We start from the raw sequence: 21,110 nt of genomic DNA, 5'->3' as shown, positions 1-21,110 counted from the left end.
GATAATCTCTCCGCCGCTGAGGTCTGCCCGTGAAAATCGCCGTCGTCGGTCACATACGCCACCCCATCTCCGCGCCTTTCATGGGCGGTATGGAGTCCCACTGTCATCAACTGACGAGTGCGCTCGAACGGCGCGGGCATGACGTTACCTTGTTCGCTGCGCCCGGCAGCGATGCGCGCCAGCTTTATCCTATCTGCGATGTCCCCTACGAGACCTGTCTACCTTGGCGTGACTGGCATGGATCGGGTCGGCTGCAGAACTTTCAGGACGAAGCTTTTGGCCGGGCGCAACGGGAGATCGAGCACGGTTCATTCGATATCGTGCACAACAATTCGCTTTCGCCAGCGATGATCGAGTGGGGTTTGGCCAGCGGCCATCCCATCGTCACGTCCCAACACGTTCCACCCTTCGCCACGATGAGCGCTGCGGTGGCGCGGGCCCGCAATTCGCACTCCTCGCACTTCACCGTGACATCGAACCACCAGCGTCAGCTGTGGAGCGGGCGTGCGGGCGACAACATGCACGTTGTGCCGAACGGCATTGCGCTGGACGATTGGCACGAAGCACCCGTGCGCTCCGAGTACCTCCTCTGGTTCGGGCGAATAACTCCGACCAAAGGCCTGCGCGAGACCGTGGCTGCCGCCAGGATCGCGGGGGTTAGGCTGAAGATCGTAGGCACCATCGAGGACCGACCCTATTTCGAGGACGATGTCGAGCCATTCCTCGACCACCGTATAACCTACGAAGGCCATTTGGCCGGTAGTGCGTTGGCCGCGATGGTCGCGCAGGCCCGGGCGGCAGTAGTCACGCCCATTTGGGACGAACCCTTTGGCCTCGTCGCGGCGGAGGCGATGGCGGCGGGCGTTCCGGTCATCGCCTTCGATCGTGGCGCGATGCGCGAAGTGCTCGGCGACTGCGGGCAACTTGTTTCTGCTGGAAACGTCGCAGCGCTCGCCCGCACAATGGCGACAGCCGACGACCTTGATGGAGCGCCCTGCCGCGAGAGGGTGCGCACACATTTCTCCGTCGGACGGATGATCGAGCGCTACGAAGCGATCTACGCGCTCGCGATCGCCGGTGCAGGGGTGGCTTCCGGGCCGCCGTCCGCGTCCGGCGAGGCTGCGCGGGCCTCCAGCCAGTCGAGCACGGTAGCGCTGCTCGCATAGGGAGCACTTTCTTGCTGACGGGTCAGTTCGAGGTCGCTTTCGTCAGGCTCGCGCAGCTTACGCCACCCGTCACCGGCTCGTTCCACCAGACCCATCAGGACGAAAGCGCGAAGCCAGTGCTGCATCGTCGGCTCCCCCCACTTCGCAGCGAACCGACGTGCATTCGCGAGCACGCTGTCGAGATGGTGCACCGGCGGCATGTGATGGGGGTGATACTGGTGAAAGGCTTTCGCGCCGAGAACCCACCATATCGGCAGCTCATGTGTCGCCACGGTGCGACCGAAGTCGGTATCTTCGCCGCCATATCCGACGAACCTCTCGTCGAAACCGCCGGTCCGCGTGAAGCTCTCTTTCGTCATTGCGAAGTTGAGCGACCAGAAACAGCGATAGTCGCTGCAAAGAGCATGCGTGCCTTTGGGCGCTCCGGCGCGTTCGGAGTGTTTTACCCCGACCTGCTCGAACCGGGCCTCGTCTATCCCGGGCATGGCGGCTCCATCGGGCAGGTAGGCGACCTCGCCCATCAGCAACCCGCCTAGGCTCTCGGCGTGGCGCGCATAGTCTTCGACGCAGCGCGAAGCAGGGATGCAGTCCACATCGAGAAACACCAGCAGGTCGCCCCTGGCTTCGGCAGCCGCTCGGTTTCGCCCTGCCGCCAGCGGTATGCCATCCGCGCCCAGCATGATCTGCCTGACGGGAAAAGGCGCATCGGGCAGCCGGAAGGGCGCACTCTGCATGACGGCGATCACGAGCTCGTCGGGCAAGCGCGTACTGGCACACAGCCCCCGCACGAGATTGGCGAGATGCTCTTCGCGCCCGAAGGCGAGCGTGCAGACCGAAATGCTCACTGCGTGCTGGCTCCGGAGGTTGCCCGGATGGCCGAGGGAGGTCGGTCGTGCGACCAGAGCCGTGCGATCAGGCCTTCGATCTCGTCGGCCACCTTTCGGTCCGCTCCCCCGCTGACCAACCTGCGCTGGTTTTCGGGTTCGATTCCCGAAGCCGCCTGCCAGTACCCGGCCCATTCCTGCGCGCTGGAAGGCCAGATACGCGCGTGTGCCGCTGCGCCAGCCCGGTCCAGCGCTTCCGCTTTGCAGACCTGTTCTCCGAAGTAGCGCCATTCCGGCACCACGATCCACGGCTTGGCTGCCGCAGCGACGAGGTGGACCGTAGTGTTCCCCGCGCTCGACACGATCCGGTCCGCCGCCGATATCCAGTCCTCTGCGTTCTCCACCCAGCCCAGATGGGTCAGGTTCGCAGGCGGCGTCTCGTGCCATTCGCTCTCGATTTTGCCGAGGGTGACCCATTGCGTGTCGGGCTCGGCCCGCGCGCCTAGCGTCAGAGGTGCCGAGGGCAGACCGCGACCGCCGCCGCCGCCCACGACCACGATATATTCCCTGTTATCCGCCAGCCCTAGCCGACGTCTGGCGGCGGTCTTGTCTCCCAGCCTTGCGGTATCCACGCCAAGGCCGGGTGCGTGAATCGTCTTGGCGCGCTTCCATCCCGGCTCGTTGGGCTGATCGAGCGTGCTGTCATACGGGGCGAGCAATGCCGCGGCGCCGCGATAGGCGGCCACGTGACCGGGATCGTCGCGCAGCCCGTGCTGCAGTACCGCAACGTGTGGAACCGATGCGATCCTCGCAAGCTGCCCCAACTCCGCCGAGACATCCGTGATGAACAGCGTGGGGCGTGCCTCGTCGAACCACCCGACGATCTGTGCGATCGCGTTGGTGATCTGCGGCCATCCGACCGGGGCGCAATGCAGCGTGTCGGGGGTTTCGAGCTCGGCTAGGCTGGGCGGTGAGGGTTTGCCCTCTTCGAAAAGAGAGGGGATCACCCGACATTCGACACCACCGGCCAGTTCGGGGAAGATGTCGTCGCGCGCGCAAAACAGCGTCACCGGGCGGTTCGGCGCGAGCGCGTTGGCGATCGCCGCAGCCCGCTCCGCATGGCCGCGGCCCTGGTGGTGGACAAAGTACCCGACGGGCCCCTGTTCTATGCTCATGCCGCGCTCCTCGAAATGTGCTTTTCGGTCAGCGCGAGCAACCCTTCGAGGACGCCCGCGGAATATGGGCGGGACGCCATGAAGGCGCCCGCGTGATCGCGGCCCTGCTCGATCAGAGCAGGTTCGCTGTTGGCGACGATGATGGGGTTTCGGCATACCCGAACCATATCGGCATCATTGCCGCTATCGCCCGCTACGATCAGGCATTCGTCGGGTAGTCCGAGGCACCTGAGCACATGCCGCGCGGCTTCGCCCTTGCCCGCCCTTGCCGGAAGGATGTCGAGCAGGCGGTGATGGCTGTAAATGACCTTGGCGGGCAGGCTCTCGCGCATCAAGTCGCGTTCGATCTGCCCCGGCAAGGCGGGATCTTCACAAAAATAGCTGCGCTTGAAGCGGCGCTGCTCGATGGGAGGCTGCGGCGGAACGTCCGCGCGCTTGCTCAGCAACCGCTCGATCCGCGACGTGCTCCATCCTCCTGATATGCTGGCATCGTACTCCGTGTCCGCGCGCAGACCGTGCTCGTCGTCCCAATAGATTTCACTGCCGACGGAGGTGATCAGAATGCTGGGCGCTGGCAGGTTCCATTCCAGCAGTAGCCGTCGCGCTTCTGGTAGACTGCGCCCGGTAGCGATGCCGAAGGTAATGTCGGGCCGGGTCTTCAGGTAATCGGTGAGTTCGCGGGCGGAGCGGCGGCACCCGGTGAGCGTGTTGTCGATATCGCAGAGCAGGATCCTGCGCGAACGCGGCATGTCCACCATGCGGGTGGTGCCCTTGCGCAGCGTGCGCAGGATCGCGATGCACTGGTCGGCGTAGCGATCCCACGTGACCTCGCCGATCTTGCGCGCAGCGTTGCGGGCGCATTCGGCGTAGAGTCCGCGATCCGACAGCAGACGATGCAGGCTTGCGCCAAGGGCCGGGGGATCGCCCGGGTTGACCACCAGGCCGTGGCCGATCTCACCCACGATGTCGCTCGGCCCGCCACGGTCGGTCGCCACCACGGGAAGCGCATGGACGGCGGCTTCGAGAATGGTCAGCCCGAACGGTTCGAACATCGCCGGGTTGCAGAAGATGCCACCAGATTTTGCGGCCAGCGCGTAGAGCCCGCGTACGGCTGACGCGTCGTGGTGCCTGGGGTAAGCGACCGATCCGTGCAGGTCGTGCCCATCGATCAGATCGACCAGTTCGCGCATGACAGCGACCTGTTCGCTCTCGCCGCTCTCGACCGAGGTGCGCAGTCCGGGCAGGATGACGAGGTTGGCCATTTCGCGCAGCTGAGGGTGGTCAGCGAAGGCCTGGACCAGCCCGGCGAGGTTCTTCTTGTGAACAGGGCGCGCGATCGCGAGGATGATCGGCCTGCCGGGATTGCGCAGGAAAGGTTCGATCAGGCTGCCTGCGGCCCGTTCGTCCACCAGGCTTGCCCGGGTCTGGTCAATGCCCGGATGGACGCGCCAAATCCGTTCCGGACGGGCGCCGGAATAGGAAGTGACCTGTCGCTCACACTCATCGCGCGAAGATGCGATCACCGCATCCGCCCCTGCTATGGCCCGGTCTTCCTCCGCCAGCCGATCGGCAAAACCGGGTGACACGGCGCACCCGGCGTCAAGCTTATCACGGCCGAGCGAGTGGGGCGTATAGATGACGGGGATCCCGAAAATCTCGCGCACGCGCAGGGCGACATCCGCCGCGTCGGCAAAATGGGCATGGATAGCATCGGGCAACCGGTTGCGCTGATGCAGGTCGGCGATCAGCGCCGTGGCAAACGCGTCGCGATCCGCGGCCAGCGCCTCCTTGGCGAGGTAGCGCCTGTCGCCACTATCAATCCGCGTGATGGTGAGTTTCGGCGCAACGCGTTCGCTCGGTTCCGCGTGGATCGTTCCGAGCCGATCGTCCTCGAACAGCCGCGTCACGATCTCGCACTCGCCTACGTCCCGCCGCCGCGCCATGGCTTTCGCCTCATCCAGGATATAGGTGATATGGCCGCCCGTATCCTCCGTCAGTCCATAGCGTGGCGTGCCCCGCAAACAGCCGCCCAACGCGATATGCATGATGAAAAGTGATTGCATTCAGGGCCATAGCCGATGGGCCCGATATGCGTTCCCCAACCCATCTTTTGACGGGAGCGGGATGCGAGATTTAGCGCCAGTCGCCTTTCGGTTTAGTACCTCCCCTCAAAGACTCGTACGCGGCAACAGACGCATCCCATACCGGAATGGCCGCACAAGTCCTAATTACCGAAGTTGCGAAGTTTTCCGCGGAATAGTGGCCCAGGCATCAGATCGGCGAGAAGAGAACCGGTGGCGGAGCGGGCGGAATTCGATTTGCGCAACGAAATTACTGATAGAAAACGGACAATGACGTCGCATTCCCTCATAATCCCCTGCAATTCCCCGCTCTAAATCCCGCCTCTCTTCTTGTGACAGGCTTAACTTTTCATTACCTGACTATGCGGGGGGATGCTTTCCGCATCAGCTTGTTGGAACGCCCCCAACTGACTTCGATTCCGACCTTCGCAAATTTGCGCATGCGCTCACTCCGCGCAATTTCGCGCCAGTAGCGACAAAGACCTATCTCACACGTCGAGGGGCTCAACAGTCAGGTTGGATCGGCATCTACCCGCGCGGTAATACTTCCGACATTCTCGAAATATGCAGTGGCATCACCGCCAGGCGCGATTTCGTGAACTCCGGTGATCGCACCGCTGGAAATCCACCATCCAGCACGGGGCTCGATCTGGCGTTCGGCAAGATTCTGAATGAGAAAAGTTACAGCTCCGAACGGGCCATCAAGCATCGTCGCCGTCGTGGCCCTGCCTGCTTCCTTGCCATCGATATCGAGCGACACGTCGACTTCATCGAGCATCGGCCAATGCTCCCGATCGATGCGCTGGCCGATCAGGAGGCCGGCATTGTTTCCGTGATCGGAGACCGTCACACAGGGGCCATCAACATTGATCCGGGCATAGGGTGACGAGGCTACCTCTATCCCGATCCGCACATCGTCCACCCAGTCCATCGCCTCCTGACGGTTACGGGGCAAAGGCCCCCCTGTCGGGGCCAATCGGAGCATGAACTCTGCTTCAACTGCAGCAAACCCCCGGTCGAATATCCGGAACACATTGCCATCGCCCATTTCGAACTGGATGGCATCTTCGAAAACCGGGCCGATTAGCCGGTTCGCGCCCAGAGCTTCGCTGGCGGGCGGATTGATCTTGCCCACTTTCCAGCCACCGATCCGGCGCTTCCAAATCGAAAGCGCTTCGTCCTGAATGCGATATGCGGTTGCCAAATCGGCGGGCGGATTACCTGGATAGGTTGAGACGGATTTCCAAGATCGACGGGCTTCAACAAACGCGTGCGCAATCTCTCCCGCTGCGGAATTCATCGGTTTCCCCCTTCGAGAACGGCGTAATTTGCTGGACTTTGACGAAAAAGGAAACCGGTGTCAAAACGATTCCGACTTCCTGCACGCGGATAGGGTGCGGTCAGGCCCTCCACTTCCGCCCCGGTGCGCCTATAGGATGTGCGCAACAATCGAGAAGGGTTTCACGGAATGCCAAAATCCGGTTCGGCACCGACGATCAACGACGTTGCGCGCATTGCAGGCGTGTCGAAGAAGACTGTCAGCAGGGTCATCAATCGCTCGCCGCTGCTCAAGGAAGCGACCCTTCAAAAGGTGCAGAAGGTCATTGCAGAGCTTGGCTATACGCCCAATCCGCAAGCTCGGGCTCTCGCCCTGCGACGCAATTTCCTGCTAGGTTTGCTGCACGACAATCCAAATGCGCAGACCGTACTGAACTTTCAGGAAGGCGTGCTCGACGCGATACGCGATACCGAGTTCGCCCTCGTGGTGCGCCCGGTCGATCGCCATTCGCCAGACATGCTCGAAGATATCCGTAGCTTCCTCGAGCTGCAGAGGCTCTACGGCGTGCTTCTTTTGCCGCCTATCTCCGAGAATGACGAATTGGCGAAACTCTGTCGCGACATGGGTTGCGGTTACGTGAGGATGGGTTCGGCCGCGCTCGACGAAGCCGAGCATCTCGTACAGTCGAACGATCGCGAAATGGTCGAATCCGTGATCGATTATCTGGTTGAGATTGGCCATCGACGGATCGGAATTATCGAGGGGCCGTCGGGATTTCGGTCTGCCGACGAAAGGCGCGTAGGTTTCATGGCGGCGATGAAACGTCACGGCCTGGAGGTGCCGGAAGGTGCCAGCGCGCAAGGCAGTTATCGGTTCAACTCTGGGATCGAGGCAGCGACCAGGCTTCTGGCGGGGGAACCAAAGATAACGGCAATTTTCGCCAGCAACGACGAAATGGCGGCAGGGGCCTATCATGCGGCCAGAGAGCGCGGACTTAAGGTGCCGGAGCAATTATCGATCGTCGGCTTCGACAACTCCCCGATCGCCGCTCATATCTGGCCTCCGATGACGACCGTCGGTTGGCCGATCCGCGAAATGGCCAAGTCCGCCGCGCTGAAATTGATCGATCCCGGGTCCGAGGGTGCGCTGCCATCAACCTTCCCCGCCCGTCTTGTGACCAGGGACTCCGTTGCTCCGCCAACCGAAGGAAGTTGAAGCGCAAGGTTGAAATGCAGTTCCGATTCGGTCTACACACCGTAATGACACCGGTTTCCTCACGTCGAGATCGAGGGCCACTGAAAACGAAACAAGTCTCTACTGAAACGAGGATACTCTATGAAAATCGCGTTGATTAACGAGAATAGCCAAGCTGCGAAGAACGGCATCATTCACGACGCGCTTACGTCCGTTGCCGAGCCCCTTGGCCACGAAGTGCACAATTACGGGATGTACACCGCCGACGACGAGGCGCAGGTGACCTATCCCATGGTCGGCTTGCTGACCGGCATTCTGCTCAATTCGGGCGCTGCCGACTTCGTGGTGACCGGCTGCGGCACTGGCTCGGGCTCGATGCTCGCCGCCAATGCCATGCCGGGCGTGTTCTGCGGGTTGGTGATCGACCCGACCGACGCGTTCCTGTTCGCCCAGATCAATGACGGCAATGCCATCGCCATGCCCTACGCCAAAGGCTTCGGTTGGGCCGCCGAGCTCAATCTTCAGGATTGCTATCGCAAACTTTTCGAAGGTGAAAGCGGCGTCGGCTATCCCAAAGAACGCGCGGCAATCATGAAGAAAAACCGTGGCGTGCTCGCGGATCTGAAATCGAAGACCTGCCATGACATGCTGACGGTTCTGAAGGCCGTGGATCAGGACCTGCTGAAGAGCGCAATCGCGGGCGAGAAATTCTCCGAGCTCTTCTATGCCAACTCGAAAGATGAGAGCATCAGCGATTACCTGCGCGGGCTTTGATTGCGATCGGGAGAATTGATCTATGGCTACCGGAGCATTCGATCTGACCGGAAAGGTCGCGCTCGTTACGGGAGCAAACACGGGCATCGGCCAGGGTATCGCCGTGGCGCTGGCCAAAGCAGGGGCCGATGTGGCGCTTATTGCCCGGCGCGACCCGTCCGAAACACGCGAACTCGTCGAGGCGCAGGGCGTCCGGGCGCATGTCATCATGGCTGATCTATCCTCGATCGAACCGTGCCAGCGGATCGTCGACGAGGCGATTGCCGCACTTGGCCGGATCGACATCCTCGTGAACAATGCTGGAATCATCCGCCGTGCCGACGCACTCGACTTCTCGGAGGAGGACTGGGACGCGGTGATGGAGGTAAACCTCAAGGTCCTGTTCTTCCTCAGCCAGGCGGTCGCCCGCCACATGGTCGGCTGGGCCGGCCAGACGGGTGCGCGCGGCAAGATCATCAACATCGCTTCCATGCTCACCTTCCAAGGTGGCATTCGGGTTCCAAGTTACACTGCCAGCAAGAGCGGTGTGGGCGGGCTGACCAAGCTGATGGCGAACGAATGGGCGCCCAAGGGCATCAACACCAACGCCATCGCCCCGGGCTATATCGCCACCAACAACACGGCCGCGCTTCAGGCAGACGAAACGCGCAACCGCCAGATACTGGAACGCATCCCCGAAGGGCGTTGGGGCGATCCGGCCGATATCGGCGGAGCTGCAGTATTCCTCGCGAGTACGGCGGCGGATTACGTCCAGGGCCATGTTCTGGCAGTCGATGGCGGATGGCTCGCGCGGTGAGCACCGAGCCAGGACCGAGGCCGGTCGTCTGCTTCGGCGAAATGCTGCTGCGCCTGTCGCCGCGCCCCGGTACGCCATTGGCATCGGCGAATTATCTCGAGGTGGCGGTCGGCGGAGCAGAGGCAAATGTAGCGGTCGCACTGGCAAGTCTTGACTGGCCTGCACGCATGGTGACCGCCCTGCCCGACAACCCCTTGGCGCGGCGGGCAATCGGGCAGCTTCGTTTCGCTGGGGTCGATTGCAAGTTTATCGAACAGGGCGAGGGCCGCATCGGCCTCTATTTCTTTGAACCGCCAAGTGGCCCGATCGGCGGGCGGGTAACCTATGATCGTGCGGGAAGCTCGTTCGCGGAAAGTTCGCCAGAGTCGTTCGACTTTAAAGCTGCGCTGAAGGGCGCATCACTATTGCATCTGTCGGGAATTACGCCCGCTCTCGGCCATGCCGGGGTCGAACTGGCGCGCGGAGCGATTGCTGCAGCGAACAATGCCGAAGTGCCCATTTGCTTCGACGGCAATTACCGCGCCAACCTGTGGGACGCGTGGGACAGCGATCCACGCGCAATTCTGACCGAACTGGTCGGCGAAGCGCACATCCTCATCGGCAACCATCGCGACATCTCCCTATTGCTGGGCACGACCTTTTCGGGCGATGGTCCCGACCGTCGGCGTGAAGCCGCCGAGGCCGCGTTCGGCACGTTCCCGAAACTTGAGGTAATAGCTTCGACAGCCCGCCATATGGAAAGCGCAACCGCGAACCGACTGGCGGCACGTGTCGATTTGCGGGAAAGCCACTGGCAAACCGACGAAGTCCGCATCGCACCGATCGTCGATCGCATCGGAACGGGCGATGCATTTGCTGCGGGCGTGCTGCTACGTTGGCTCGAAGATGCCTCGGCTCAGGACATGGCCAAGACCGGGTTGGCTCTGGCGGCGATGAAGCACGGTGTCCCGGGTGACAGCATCGGCGTCACCCGTAACGATCTGGAGACCTTTGATCCGGCCGGGTCCGATGTCAGCAGGTAAGGGAATAACGCGGCGCGGCGCCATCGGCGGTGCGTTGGCCGGCGCTGCGTTTCTGGGTTCGCCCGCAATCGGCGCTGCAGCGGGCCAATCCGATCCGCGTGCATTGAATTATCGTGGTGTCATCGACCGCGGAACTCCCGCCTTCCGGGGCATTCGATATGCCCGCGCGCAGCGGTTCGACAGACCGATCCGCGAGCCTTTGCCTGACAGCGAGACACCTGCCACTCAATTCGGCCCCCTGTGCCCTCAGCGCAATCCCATGACGCCGGAAATCAGCGAGGATTGTCTCTTCCTCAATATCTGGTCGCCGGATCCGCGCCCGGACGTGCGACGCCCAGTGATGGTCTATTTCCATGGCGGCGCTTATAATTGGGGGTCCGTCACAGATCCGATAACGCAAGGCCCTCACCTTGCCGCTGAAGGCGATGTCGTGGTCGTCAGCGTCAACCATCGAATCAACCTGTTCGGTTATGGATGGCTTTCTCCTTTCGGCGAGAGATTTATTCACAGCGGCAATGCCGGACAGCTCGACCTTATCTGCGCACTGGAATGGATACGCGACCATATCGGCGCATTCGGCGGTGACCCGGGCCGGGTAATGGTGTTCGGCCAGTCCGGAGGGGGAGCCAAGATCGCGACCCTCATGGCGATGCCCGAGGCAAGCGGCCTGTTCCATTCCGCGGCCACGATGAGCGGCCAGCAGGTCACCGCACAAGGCCCAAGCAATGCCCTGCAACGCACTCGCGCCTTGATGAGCGAGCTCGGCCTAGGCGAGAACGATGCCGCCGCGCTGTTGACATTGCCGTACGAACGGCTCGTCGAGGGTCTGTCAGCAATCGACCCGGTGCTGGGCGGCGGAATCTATTTCGGCCCCGTGCTCGATATGGTCCATTTGCATCGCCATCCCTTCTGGCCCGATGCGGCTCCGCAGTCGCTGCAACTGCCGATGATTCTAGGCAATACGAGCGACGAGACACGCGCCTTCATCCGGCCGGACGGGCCCGTTGTGCAAGGCCTCGACTGGTCCAACATCGCCCAGCGACTCGCACCGCAGATCAAGATCGACCTGCGACCCGACTGGGTTGTTTCACAGTACCGCTCCCAATTCCCGCAATGGAGCGCGGAAGAAGTATTCTACGCCGCGACGACCGCCGGGCGAAGCTGGCCGGGGCAAGTCATCGAAGCGGACCGGCGTGCGGAAGCAGGCGCTCGGGCGACATGGGTCTACCAGTTGGATCGCGAGAGCCCGCTCGATCCGGGTCGCGGCGCGGCCCATACTGATGATCTGCCCTATGTTTTCGGCACACTGGACGCTCCGGGCAGCTATTCTGGCACCGACAAGCGCGCGCGGGAAATCAGCGAGACGATGATCGCGGCCTTTGCGGGCATGGCGCATAAAGGAAGACCGGGCCTGACGCGCTGGTCGTCTTACGAGCTGCCGTCTCGCGATACGCTGTTTATCGGTCAGGACCGGACCGAGCTACGAAGCGATCCCCGGCAGTGGGAGCGCGAGCTATGGGCCACGGGCCCGTACATCCAACCGGGGAGTTGATACGTGGGCCATCGTCATCTTGTACTTGCGGGTATTGCGGCGTCTTGCCTGGCAAGCCTTGCCTCAGCTCAAACGCAAACTCCGGCCCCGCCTGCCCAAGCCCCAACCGGCTCCATCGAAAGCATCAACAAGATCATCCTGGTTGGCGATTCGACCACTGCAACCGGGAACGGCTGGGGGCCGATGTTCTGCGCCCATCATACCACCCACCCCACCGCCTGCCTGAACCTCGCTCGCAATGGCAGAAGCAGCGGGTCGTTCCGGGCAGAGGGGCTTTGGGACGTCGCCCAGCGCGAAATGCAGGTGGAAGGCTATCGCGAAGTCTTTGTCCTCATCGGATTCGGTCATAATGACCAACCGGGCAAGCCCGGACGATCAACCGATCTCGAAATTGAATTTCCTGAAAACATGCGTCGTTACGTCGAGGAAATCCGTGCGGCCGGAGCAACTCCAATCCTTTTCACCCCGCTTACCCGTCGCCTCTTCGAAGATGGTGAAGTGGTCCGCGATCTGGACCCATGGGCCGACGTAGTGCGCCGGATCGCAGAAGAGACCGGTACGCCGCTGGTCGATCTCAACGAGCGCAGCCGGACGATAGTCCAAGCGCTCGGCCCGTCGGTCCAGAACATGATGGCCGAACGTCCGGCCAGCCCCGAAGTGTCGGCAGCGGCTGCGATAGATGGCGAAACGCTGCCTGCGGAAACGGGGCGCCCCGATCTGCCGGACACGCCCGAGGACCTGCGCATCGCCAAGATGAACTCGCGTTTCGACTACACGCATCTGGGCGAGTACGGGGCCAAGCTTTTCGCATCGGTCGTGGCGGCTGAAGTGGTAAAGGCGGAACCGTCAATCCGTTCGATAATCCGCCCCTGAGCTTGGCTAGTCCTTGCTAGCAACCGGGTAAGAGATGATGATCGAAAGAGGTTCCGTCCCGACCTGCTTGATCCCGACGATGGAGCCTTCATACAGATAGGCCGCCATACCCGGGGCGAGTTCCGCCTCCACTCCGTCTGAGATTACCACCCCGCGACCTGCGGTGACGTAATAGACTTCGTCATGCGAAATCGGATGTTCGCCGACCGCAGCCCCCGGATCCAGGACTCGGCGGCGAAACTCCATTTTGCGCGGTTGCGGAGCAGCGTCGCTAATGCGGTAGGCGGTGGACATTCCGATGGCGCCGTGCGGTGGTGCTTCACGCACCATCACATCGTCTTCGCTCACCACAACCATCGGCGGGACTGTCGCAGAAGGCAGGTCCGCCCCAGCGCAGCTTGCCGAGAGCAGGCCCGCGGCAAGTCCGGCAGACCGCCTCATCTTGCGGTTGACCGCATTGCACGATCGCGCGGCGAGAGATGCTCTTGCGCACTTTCCTTCTGTCCAGGCCAAGATCCTGACTTGGGCGTTAGTGTCGAGAGATCCCATGCGCTCTCGTCAAACCGGGCCGTCGTCGCTTCGAAAGTCGGATAGCCGCCGACCTCATCTTCCGAATCGAGGACTTCGCCCCTCCCCTCGGCGATGAAGAACAGCACGCGCGTCTCCATTTCGCTGCGGTCCCACGGACGCGCGCCAGCAGTCGCGAGCAATGTGGTTTCCACATCCTTGGCAGGCATGATCTCGTAGCCAGACAGGTCAGCCAGCGGTTCGTCCCGCACGACGATCTCGGCATCGGTCACGCCATAGCGGCCGAACATGGGCAATTCGTTGCCGAACCGATCGACCGCGATGTTGTCTCGGCCGTAGTATAACAGATCGCCAACGCCGCCGATCATCAGAAACGGAAGCCCTTCGTCGGTGCTGTTGCCACCACGCATCACGTTGCCGATTGCGGTCAGTTCGCCGTCCACGGGTACGTGCCCTGCCCACTCCAGGTCCATCAGGTTGTAGTGGACCGCGCGCAACTGCGGATCGTAGATCAGATTGTTTATCATCAGCGCCTGCGCGCCGCCCTTGAGCAGAGGCGAGCGCTCCACATTATGGGCCCAGATATTGCGCTCGAACACGATCCCCGTAGCATTGTCGTGGATCAGGGATCCCTTGGAATGCTCGCCCTTGGGATGCGTCGAATCCGCCAAGCCTTCTGCAGCGAGATTGAGCCGGAATACGATGTCACGGCTGGTGCCTTCGCGCCATTCTTCCACCGTATCGCCGGTGAAGCGCGGGCCGGATGCCGACATATTCTCGTCGATCGCCCAGAAGAAACTGTTATTCTCCACCAGTACCCTTTGGGCCGAGCGGGTAGAGAATGCGTCTGCCTCCCACCCGTGGCGCTTGGGGAGCCCGTCGGCGCCGACGACGACGCGCAGGTGCTGCAATTTTACGTCGTGGGTATTGACGTCGATCCCCCCTCGGATGAGCGTGATGCCCGGCGAGGGGGCAGTCTGCCCGGCAATGGTGACGAATGGCTCAGCGATAGCCAGGCTCGATCGTTCAAGATCGATGACACCACCCACCTCGAACACGATGATTCGGGGCCCGGGTGTTGCCAAAGCCTCGGCAAGGCTGCCCGGCCCCTCCTTCTCCAAAGTCGTGACGCGAATTACATCCCCACCGGCACCACCGACGGTCGGATCAGGCGGTTGGGCGCTCGCTGACGTCGAAAATGCTATGAAAAGTGCGAATTTTAGCAACAGTTGCTTCATGACGATATCCTCTCTCCGACAAGCTTCTTGACACCGCGTCAGATGGCATGCAAGAAGATATGACACCGGTTACCAAAAACCGGGTCAGGGAATGCAGGAGTGTCTGAGGCTGTCACGCCGCAACTTCCAGTTGCCGTGCCCTCCTAAAAGACACCGGTGCCATTTGGGAGGAGTTTGAAATGCGTGTTCTTCTGTCTGGAGCAAAATATGCTCTTCTTGCGAGTACCGCGATGGCCATGCCCACGGCGGCTTTCGCGCAAGAAAACGGAACTGGCGACCCGGATGCCGCAACGATAAGCGACGAAGTCGTCGAAGACGAGAACGTCATCATTGTTTCCGGCTTCAGGGAATCCCTCAACGCTGCAGTCCAGGCAAAGCGCGAGGCGGTTGGCCAGGTCGACGTCATCGTGGCGGAAGACATCGGGAAGTTCCCCGATACGAACCTCGCCGAATCGCTCCAGCGCATTCCGGGCGTAGCGATCGAACGCGATGCAGGCGAAGGCCGCCAGATCACCGTTCGCGGGCTCGGTGCGCAGTTCACCAGGGTCCGAGTGAATGGCATGGAGACCATCGCGACCTCGGTCGATGGCGCATCCTCGAACCGCGATCGCGCATTCGATTTCAACGTCTTCGCATCGGAACTGTTCAATTCGATCGTCGTCCACAAGACCGCCTCTTCCCAGCTAGACGAAGGCTCGCTGGGCGCGGTCATCGATCTCAACACGGGTAATCCACTGGCCTATGGCGCGGGCTTGAAGCTCGTCGCCTCAGCGCAGGCCCGGTACAACGACCTCAACGAAGACCTTGCACCGCGCGTTGCCGGGTTGGTTGCATGGAACAATCCTGACGAAACCTTCGGTGCCTCGGCCTCAGTCGCATGGACCAAGTACGAAACTCCCGAGCTTGGCAACAATACTGTTCGCTGGGCGCAGGCCGAGTTCAATTCGGTCGACGGTGTCGACTGTGCCGCCAATCCAGCCGACGCCGGCTGTCTGGAGGTAGCGGACGCGTTCCATCCGCGTATTCCGCGCTACGGCCTGGTCAATCACGAGCGCGAGCGACTTGGTGCGACGGCGGCCATCCAGTTCCGCCCGACCGACAGTACGGACATCGAGATCAGCGGGCTCTATTCGAACTTCAAGGAAGATCGCGACGAATACTGGGGCGAAGTGCTCCTTCGTTCGAACGAAGATACCATCGACGTCACCAATTATCAGATCGATGGGGACAACAACCTCATCAGCGCCGATCTGGAGAACGCATGGATCCGCAACGAACGCTATCACCGCGAGAGCGAAACCGATTTTTACCAGATTTCGGGTCGGCTCGAGCAGCGTTTCGGAGACTTCTTCACTGCTCGCCTCTTGGGAGGATTCTCGGAATCCGACGCTCAAATCCCGGTGGAAACGACGATCATCTTCGATGATCGCGATGGCTCCTATAGCTATGACTACACCGACATGGCCTTCCCCTTGCTGGCGTTTGGAACGGACGTTACCGATCCGACGAACTTCCAGCTCGCCGAGTTTCGCGACCGGCCGAGTATGGTCAATAACAAGTTCCGCACTATCAAACTGGATCTCGAATACGCACCTGTCGATGGGTTACGCATTTCGGCTGGCCCATTCTATCGCAAGTTCGAATTCTTCACGACCAGCGCCCGTCGTGACAGCCAGTACTGTTCGGCCTTCGCGTGTGCTCCTGGCACATACGGCGCACCGGTGACGGCAGATCTGGCCCAACTGTTCGAACTCGGCAATGCCGGACAGCCCAGCGGCAATACCAATGCCTGGATCGTGCCTGATCTCGGCGCGGCAACAGCCTTTCTCGACCTCTATGGCATCCCGGCCGTAACCCGTGAGGGCGATGAGCGCGGCGTTACCGAAGAAGTTAAGGGTGGTTTCTTCCAGACCGATTTCGAACTCGATACGAGCGTTCGTGTGACCGGCAACTTCGGTGTGCGCTACGCCCATACCGACCAGATATCGCAGGGTTTCAACAGCGGGCAGTTCGTTAGCGTCGAGCGGTCTTACGACGATATGTTACCGGCCGTTAACATCAACGTCTTCCCGGCCGACAATTTCATCGTTCGTACCGCCGTGTCGCGGGTCATCACTCGGCCGACCCTCGGTTCGCTGACCCCTGGCGGTTCGGTCGACGAATTCAACTTCCGCATTTCGAGCGGTAATCCATTCCTCGATCCGTATCGTGCGTGGAACTACGACGTTTCGCTCGAATGGTACTTCGCACCCGGAGCGATCATCTCGTTGGCCGGTTTCGTCAAGGATATCGAGAGCTTCCCCGTCTCGAGTTCCACGCAGATCACTTATGCCCAGAGCGGGCTTCCCACGTCGCTGCTGACATCTGGCACGCCTGCGTACGACGCGATCGTCAATGGCACGGATCCCAATCGTCAGTTTGAGTTCCGTGCGGTGGGCAATGGCGAAGGCGCGACGATCAAGGGCGCCGAACTGGGCGTAAACTTGCCGTTTTCCGCCTTCACGTCAGGCATGCTTGCCGACTTCGGTGTTCTCGGAAACCTGACCTACGTCGACAGTAATCAGGATGTTAATTTTGGCGGAACGATCATCGAAACAACGTTCCCCGGCGTCTCGAAGTATTCTGCCAACGGCACGGTGTACTTTGATGACGGCAGGCTCTCGGTCCGCGTTTCCGGTGCCTATCGCAGCGATTACAACACCGGTAACAGCGGCAACGGGAACTTCCTCGAAGGGTTCGGGGAATCCTTCAACCTCGATGCAGCGATCCGTTACAGGGTTACCGACTATCTCGAGCTGACGCTCGACGGTAACAACCTGACCGACGATTACCGCTATCGCTGGACCGACGATCCCACCCGCCGGAACTATGAGAACAACCACTTCGGCCGGATTGTCATGGCTGGTGTTCGCGTAGAACTTTGACACATCGGTTGAACGGGCAGGAGCCTGCGGCATGAGAAGCGATCGAAGATCACTACTCGCCGCAGGCTTCCTGTTGTCAGTCCTGCCAATCGGCCGGGCATCTGGTCAGACACTCCCGCCGGTTGCGCCGGACGAACTTCCGCCCGGTCTGCCGCAGCCGACCGAGACGATCGACCTGTGGCCAGATGGTGCCCCCGGTTTGCCGGACTCACCGCCGGTGGAACGGACCGTAGAGCGATCGAAAGATCGACTGGTCACCGACCGTGCGGTTTTGGGCATCACGACACCCCGCATGGTCGTCTTCCGCCCTGCCCGACCCAATGGTGCAGCCGTGCTGCTGACCCCCGGAGGCGGCTACATGCACGTAGTGGTCGACAAGGAGGGATACGAGATGGGCCGCTGGCTGGCAGCTCGCGGCGTTACCGCCTTCGTGCTTTTCTATCGCCTGCCGGGCGATGGATGGAAGGCCGGCCCCGACGTGGCGTTGAGCGACGCCCAGCGCGCCATGCGCCTGATCCGGCATCGTGCGCGCGACTACGCGATCGAGCCTGAGCGGGTTGCCGCGATGGGCTTTTCGGCCGGGGGGCACTTGTGTGCTGATTTAGCGACACGTTTCGCCTTAAAAACCTATACGCCGGTCGACGCGGCGGACGCGCTTTCGGCGAAACCCTTTTGTGCGGCACCGATCTACCCGGTCATCAGCATGACGCCGGGCGTGGCCCATGCAGGATCGCGCGACTTGCTGATCGGCGCCGATGCGGGCGCAGCCCTCGAAGAAGCGCATTCGCCCGACCGCAATGTGCCCGCGGATGCGCCTCCGTTCTTCCTTCTGCACGCTGAAGACGACGACGCGGTCCCCGTGGAGAACAGCGTGCTTTTGCGCGACGCGCTCAAAGCGCAAGGGATTTCGGTCGAGACGCATCTGTTCGAACATGGCGGCCATGGTTTCGGGCTGCGCAAGGCAATCGGCAAACCGGTGGAAGCTTGGCCCGATCTCTGGCTCGCGTGGGCGCGAACGAGAAGCTTCTTATGAAAATTCATCGCAGGCACATGCTGCTAGGCGCGGGTGCCGCCGGTGTGGGATCGCTGGTGCCCTTTTCCCTCCGCGCGGCCGAGCAGGAGCGTGTCGAGCGATCCGAAGCACGCAGCTATCGCCGAGGCTACGATAACCAGCGCATTCCGGACCAAGGGGACGGTACCTTCCTCAACCCCGTTGTCTCGGGAGATCGGCCCGACCCGGCGATCCTAAAGGACGGCGAAGATTATTACATGACCTTCTCCACCTTCGATGCATATCCCGGACTGACCATCTGGCATTCGCGCGACCTGGTGAACTGGCAGCCGCTTGAAGCGGCGCTTACCCGCAATATCGGGGCTGTGTGGGCCCCCAGCCTCCATAAGGACAAGGGACGTTACCTTCTTTACATTCCGGTGAAGGCACAGCCCGACAACGACATTTTCGTGGCCTGGGCCGACAACATCACCGGGCCGTGGAGCGACCCTGTTCCGCTGGGCCTGCACAAGCATATCGACCCCTGTCACGCAGTCGCGGAAGATGGCAGCCGCTGGCTGTTCCTTTCCGGCGGAGACCGGGTGCGCCTGTCGGACGACAACCTCTCTATCGTGGGCGAGGTCGAACATGTCTACGACCCGTGGCGCTATCCATCCGACTGGATCGTCGAGGGTTTCTCACCCGAAGGTCCGAAAATCCACTTCATCAATGGCTGGTACTACATGATTACCGCAGTCGGCGGGACCGCGGGCCCGCCGACCGGCCACATGGTCATCGCGGCACGATCCCGATCGCTTCATGGACCGTGGGAGCATCATCCTGCTAATCCGCTGGTGCGCACGACCAGTATCGACGAGGCATGGTGGTCGCGCGGCCATGCATCTCTCGTCGAGGCTCCCGACGGCAGTTGGTGGTCGTTCTATCATGGATATGAAAACGGATATTGGACGCTTGGCCGCCAGTGCCTGCTCGATCCGGTCGAGTTCACGCCCGACGGCTGGTTTCGCATGACGGGGGGTGACCTTTCCTCCCCCATCGCAAAGCCTGGCGGAGGAACGGCGGTGCCACACGGCATGGCTCTGTCCGACGATTTCATGGGCCCCCTCGCTCTCGGCAGAAAATGGGCATTCTTCAAGCCGACCGAGGAAGAGGCTGGCCGGATCGAAAGCGGCGATGGCATCTTGCACTTCGCCGGCAAGGGCTCGGCCCCATCCAGCGGGTCGCCGCTCTTGCTGACCGCGGGTGACCGATCATACCGGTTCGAATGCGATGTCGAACTGGCTCCAGGTGGTACTGCCGGTCTTGTCCTGTTCTACGACGACAAACTCTATTGCGGACTGGGCTTCGATAAGGATCGGTTTGTGACGCACCAGTACGGTCGCGAGCGCGCACGCCCCGCGAACCCGCACGGCTCCCGCATGAGGATGCGCGTGACCAATCGGAGGCACATCGTGGTGTACGACACCAGCAGCGACAGCGGGCGCACCTGGCACCGGTTTGACCGGGGTATGGAGGTTTCCGGGTATCACCATAATGTCCGCGGCGATTTTCTCATGCTGCGCCCGGGCCTTTATGCTGCCGGTCCCGGCCAGGCGAAATTTCGCAACTTCAAATTCACAGCGCTGGACGACTGAACGCACCATGGGGACGAGCCGAGAATTCAAGAAGCCAACCGCCCTTCTGTCGAGGAGATCCGTTATGGCCGGATCGCTCGTGATCGGGGCCAGCACGCTGCTTCCTGCGTGCAAACCGGTTATGTCGGGCCTGTTGACCGGGGCGGATGCGCATCCCGGCGATTACCCGACGGTGCGCGCCGTCGAATTCATGGGTCGCTATCTCGACCAGAAGACCGGCGGCAGGCTTGGCATCAAGGTCTTCGCTGGCGGTCAGCTGGGCAGCGAAACCGATACGCTGGAGATCACCAGCTTCGGCGGCATCGACCTCAACCGGGTCAATTTCGCTCCGCTCAACAGCATCGAACCGATGACTTTGCCGTTCTGTCTGCCCTTCGTGTTCGATTCTGTCTCGCACATGCGCCGGGTGGTTGACAGCGAAGTGGGTGACGAGGTGATGGCGTCGCTCGAACCGCACAAGCTCGTCGGCCTGTGCATCTACGATTCCGGGGCGCGCAGCTTCTACAATGTCCGTCGTCCGATCGAAACCCCGCGCGACATGCAGGGCCTCAAGATCCGCGTTCCGGCGTCGGACCTCTATATCTCGATGGTCAATGCGCTCGGTGCCAACGCCGTTCCGATCTCCTTCGGCGAGATCTACCAGTCACTCGCCCAAGGGGTGATCGATGGTGCGGAGAACAACTGGCCGACTTTTGTGGGTGAGCGTCATTACGAAGTGGCCAATTACCTTAGCCTCACGCAGCATCTGCTCACGCCCGAAGCGCTTGTGATGAGCAAGGCCAGTTGGGATCGCCTGCCGCCTGACGACCAGACACTCGTGCGTGAGGCGGCCAAGGCCTCGGTTATCGAAATGAGACGGCTATGGGACGTCCGCGTCGATGAAGCGAAGGCGGCGGTGGCCGCCTCCAGTGTGGAAGTGAACGAAGTCGATACCGAACCCTTCGCGGGCCTCATGCGCCCGGTCTGGGATCAGTTCATTACCACTCCTGCGCAGCAACGTATCGTCCAGCGCATCCTCGAGATGAAGGAAGGGTAATT

The 21,110-nt window shown here is 61.6% G+C and carries 17 protein-coding genes; 11 read left to right on the top strand and 6 right to left on the bottom strand.

Annotated elements, in window-relative coordinates; translation table 11 throughout:
* The first annotated feature begins 29 nt into the window (after positions 1–29).
* A complete protein-coding gene (locus AAG612_RS14015) occupies positions 30–1,166 on the top strand; it encodes a glycosyltransferase (RefSeq protein WP_342511128.1) in 1,137 nt (378 codons plus the stop codon).
* Here the strand turns inward: AAG612_RS14015 and AAG612_RS14010 are convergent.
* From AAG612_RS14010 to AAG612_RS13995, 4 genes are all read right to left on the bottom strand, one after another.
* A complete protein-coding gene (locus AAG612_RS14010) occupies positions 1,058–2,011 on the bottom strand; it encodes a glycosyltransferase family 2 protein (RefSeq protein ID WP_342511126.1) in 954 nt (317 codons plus the stop codon). The genes AAG612_RS14015 and AAG612_RS14010 overlap by 109 nt on opposite strands.
* The gene (locus AAG612_RS14005) at positions 2,008–3,165 is read right to left on the bottom strand and encodes a glycosyltransferase family protein (RefSeq protein ID WP_342511124.1); all 1,158 of its coding nucleotides are present in this window, start codon (positions 3,163–3,165) and stop codon (positions 2,008–2,010) included. The genes AAG612_RS14010 and AAG612_RS14005 overlap by 4 nt, the downstream gene beginning before the upstream one ends.
* Complete coding sequence (locus AAG612_RS14000) at positions 3,162–5,228, bottom strand: HAD-IIB family hydrolase (RefSeq protein WP_342511123.1); 2,067 nt, start codon at positions 5,226–5,228, stop codon at positions 3,162–3,164. Before AAG612_RS14000 ends, AAG612_RS14005 begins: the two co-directional genes overlap by 4 nt.
* Positions 5,229–5,757: 529 nt before the next feature.
* Positions 5,758–6,546: a 2-keto-4-pentenoate hydratase gene (locus AAG612_RS13995; RefSeq protein ID WP_342511121.1), complete on the bottom strand. Its 789-nt coding sequence runs from the start codon at positions 6,544–6,546 to the stop codon at positions 5,758–5,760.
* Between the two features lie 168 nt (positions 6,547–6,714).
* Between AAG612_RS13995 and AAG612_RS13990 the strand changes: the two genes are divergently transcribed.
* From AAG612_RS13990 to AAG612_RS13965, 6 genes are all read left to right on the top strand, one after another.
* Positions 6,715–7,740, top strand: coding sequence for a LacI family DNA-binding transcriptional regulator (locus AAG612_RS13990; protein ID WP_342511119.1), 1,026 nt, complete (start codon positions 6,715–6,717; stop codon positions 7,738–7,740).
* Between the two features lie 120 nt (positions 7,741–7,860).
* Entirely contained in the window at positions 7,861–8,493 is a 633-nt protein-coding gene (locus AAG612_RS13985) for an RpiB/LacA/LacB family sugar-phosphate isomerase (protein ID WP_342511117.1), read from the top strand.
* A gap of 22 nt (positions 8,494–8,515) precedes the next feature.
* A complete protein-coding gene (kduD, locus tag AAG612_RS13980; protein WP_342511115.1) occupies positions 8,516–9,289 on the top strand; it encodes a 2-dehydro-3-deoxy-D-gluconate 5-dehydrogenase KduD in 774 nt (257 codons plus the stop codon).
* A complete protein-coding gene (locus tag AAG612_RS13975) occupies positions 9,274–10,311 on the top strand; it encodes a sugar kinase (protein WP_425341866.1) in 1,038 nt (345 codons plus the stop codon). The genes kduD and AAG612_RS13975 overlap by 16 nt, the downstream gene beginning before the upstream one ends.
* Positions 10,298–11,863 carry a carboxylesterase/lipase family protein gene (locus AAG612_RS13970; protein WP_342511219.1) on the top strand — a complete coding sequence of 522 codons (1,566 nt, stop codon included), beginning with the start codon at positions 10,298–10,300 and terminating at the stop codon, positions 11,861–11,863. The genes AAG612_RS13975 and AAG612_RS13970 overlap by 14 nt, the downstream gene beginning before the upstream one ends.
* 3 nt (positions 11,864–11,866) lie before the next feature.
* Positions 11,867–12,736, top strand: a complete 870-nt coding sequence (locus AAG612_RS13965; protein WP_342511112.1) for a rhamnogalacturonan acetylesterase — start codon at positions 11,867–11,869, stop codon at positions 12,734–12,736.
* A gap of 6 nt (positions 12,737–12,742) precedes the next feature.
* Here AAG612_RS13965 and AAG612_RS13960 read toward each other — a convergent pair whose 3' ends face one another.
* Both AAG612_RS13960 and AAG612_RS13955 read right to left on the bottom strand, forming a co-directional pair.
* Positions 12,743–13,093 carry a cupin domain-containing protein gene (locus AAG612_RS13960; RefSeq protein WP_342511217.1) on the bottom strand — a complete coding sequence of 117 codons (351 nt, stop codon included), beginning with the start codon at positions 13,091–13,093 and terminating at the stop codon, positions 12,743–12,745.
* A gap of 80 nt (positions 13,094–13,173) precedes the next feature.
* Positions 13,174–14,502 (bottom strand): pectate lyase family protein, encoded by a 1,329-nt coding sequence (locus AAG612_RS13955; RefSeq protein WP_342511110.1) that lies wholly within the window; start codon positions 14,500–14,502, stop codon positions 13,174–13,176.
* Between the two features lie 230 nt (positions 14,503–14,732).
* Here AAG612_RS13955 and AAG612_RS13950 point away from each other — a divergent pair, with 230 nt between their 5' ends.
* The 4 genes from AAG612_RS13950 to AAG612_RS13935 all read left to right on the top strand — a co-directional run bounded on the left by AAG612_RS13950 (position 14,733) and on the right by AAG612_RS13935 (position 21,108).
* Positions 14,733–17,426 carry a TonB-dependent receptor gene (locus AAG612_RS13950; RefSeq protein ID WP_342511108.1) on the top strand — a complete coding sequence of 898 codons (2,694 nt, stop codon included), beginning with the start codon at positions 14,733–14,735 and terminating at the stop codon, positions 17,424–17,426.
* A gap of 31 nt (positions 17,427–17,457) precedes the next feature.
* A complete protein-coding gene (locus AAG612_RS13945) occupies positions 17,458–18,459 on the top strand; it encodes an alpha/beta hydrolase (RefSeq protein ID WP_342511106.1) in 1,002 nt (333 codons plus the stop codon).
* Positions 18,456–20,072 (top strand): family 43 glycosylhydrolase, encoded by a 1,617-nt coding sequence (locus AAG612_RS13940; RefSeq protein ID WP_342511104.1) that lies wholly within the window; start codon positions 18,456–18,458, stop codon positions 20,070–20,072. The genes AAG612_RS13945 and AAG612_RS13940 overlap by 4 nt, the downstream gene beginning before the upstream one ends.
* Before the next feature lie 64 nt (positions 20,073–20,136).
* Entirely contained in the window at positions 20,137–21,108 is a 972-nt protein-coding gene (locus tag AAG612_RS13935) for a TRAP transporter substrate-binding protein (protein ID WP_342511102.1), read from the top strand.
* Positions 21,109–21,110 lie beyond the last annotated feature (2 nt).

Origin of the sequence: Citromicrobium bathyomarinum, from assembly GCF_038594605.1 — a bacterium.
In the GTDB taxonomy this organism is placed as follows: domain Bacteria; phylum Pseudomonadota; class Alphaproteobacteria; order Sphingomonadales; family Sphingomonadaceae; genus Alteriqipengyuania; species Alteriqipengyuania bathyomarina_B.
The sequence above is the reverse complement of the archived record's forward strand: the minus strand, read 5'-3'. Positions and strand labels throughout refer to the sequence as shown.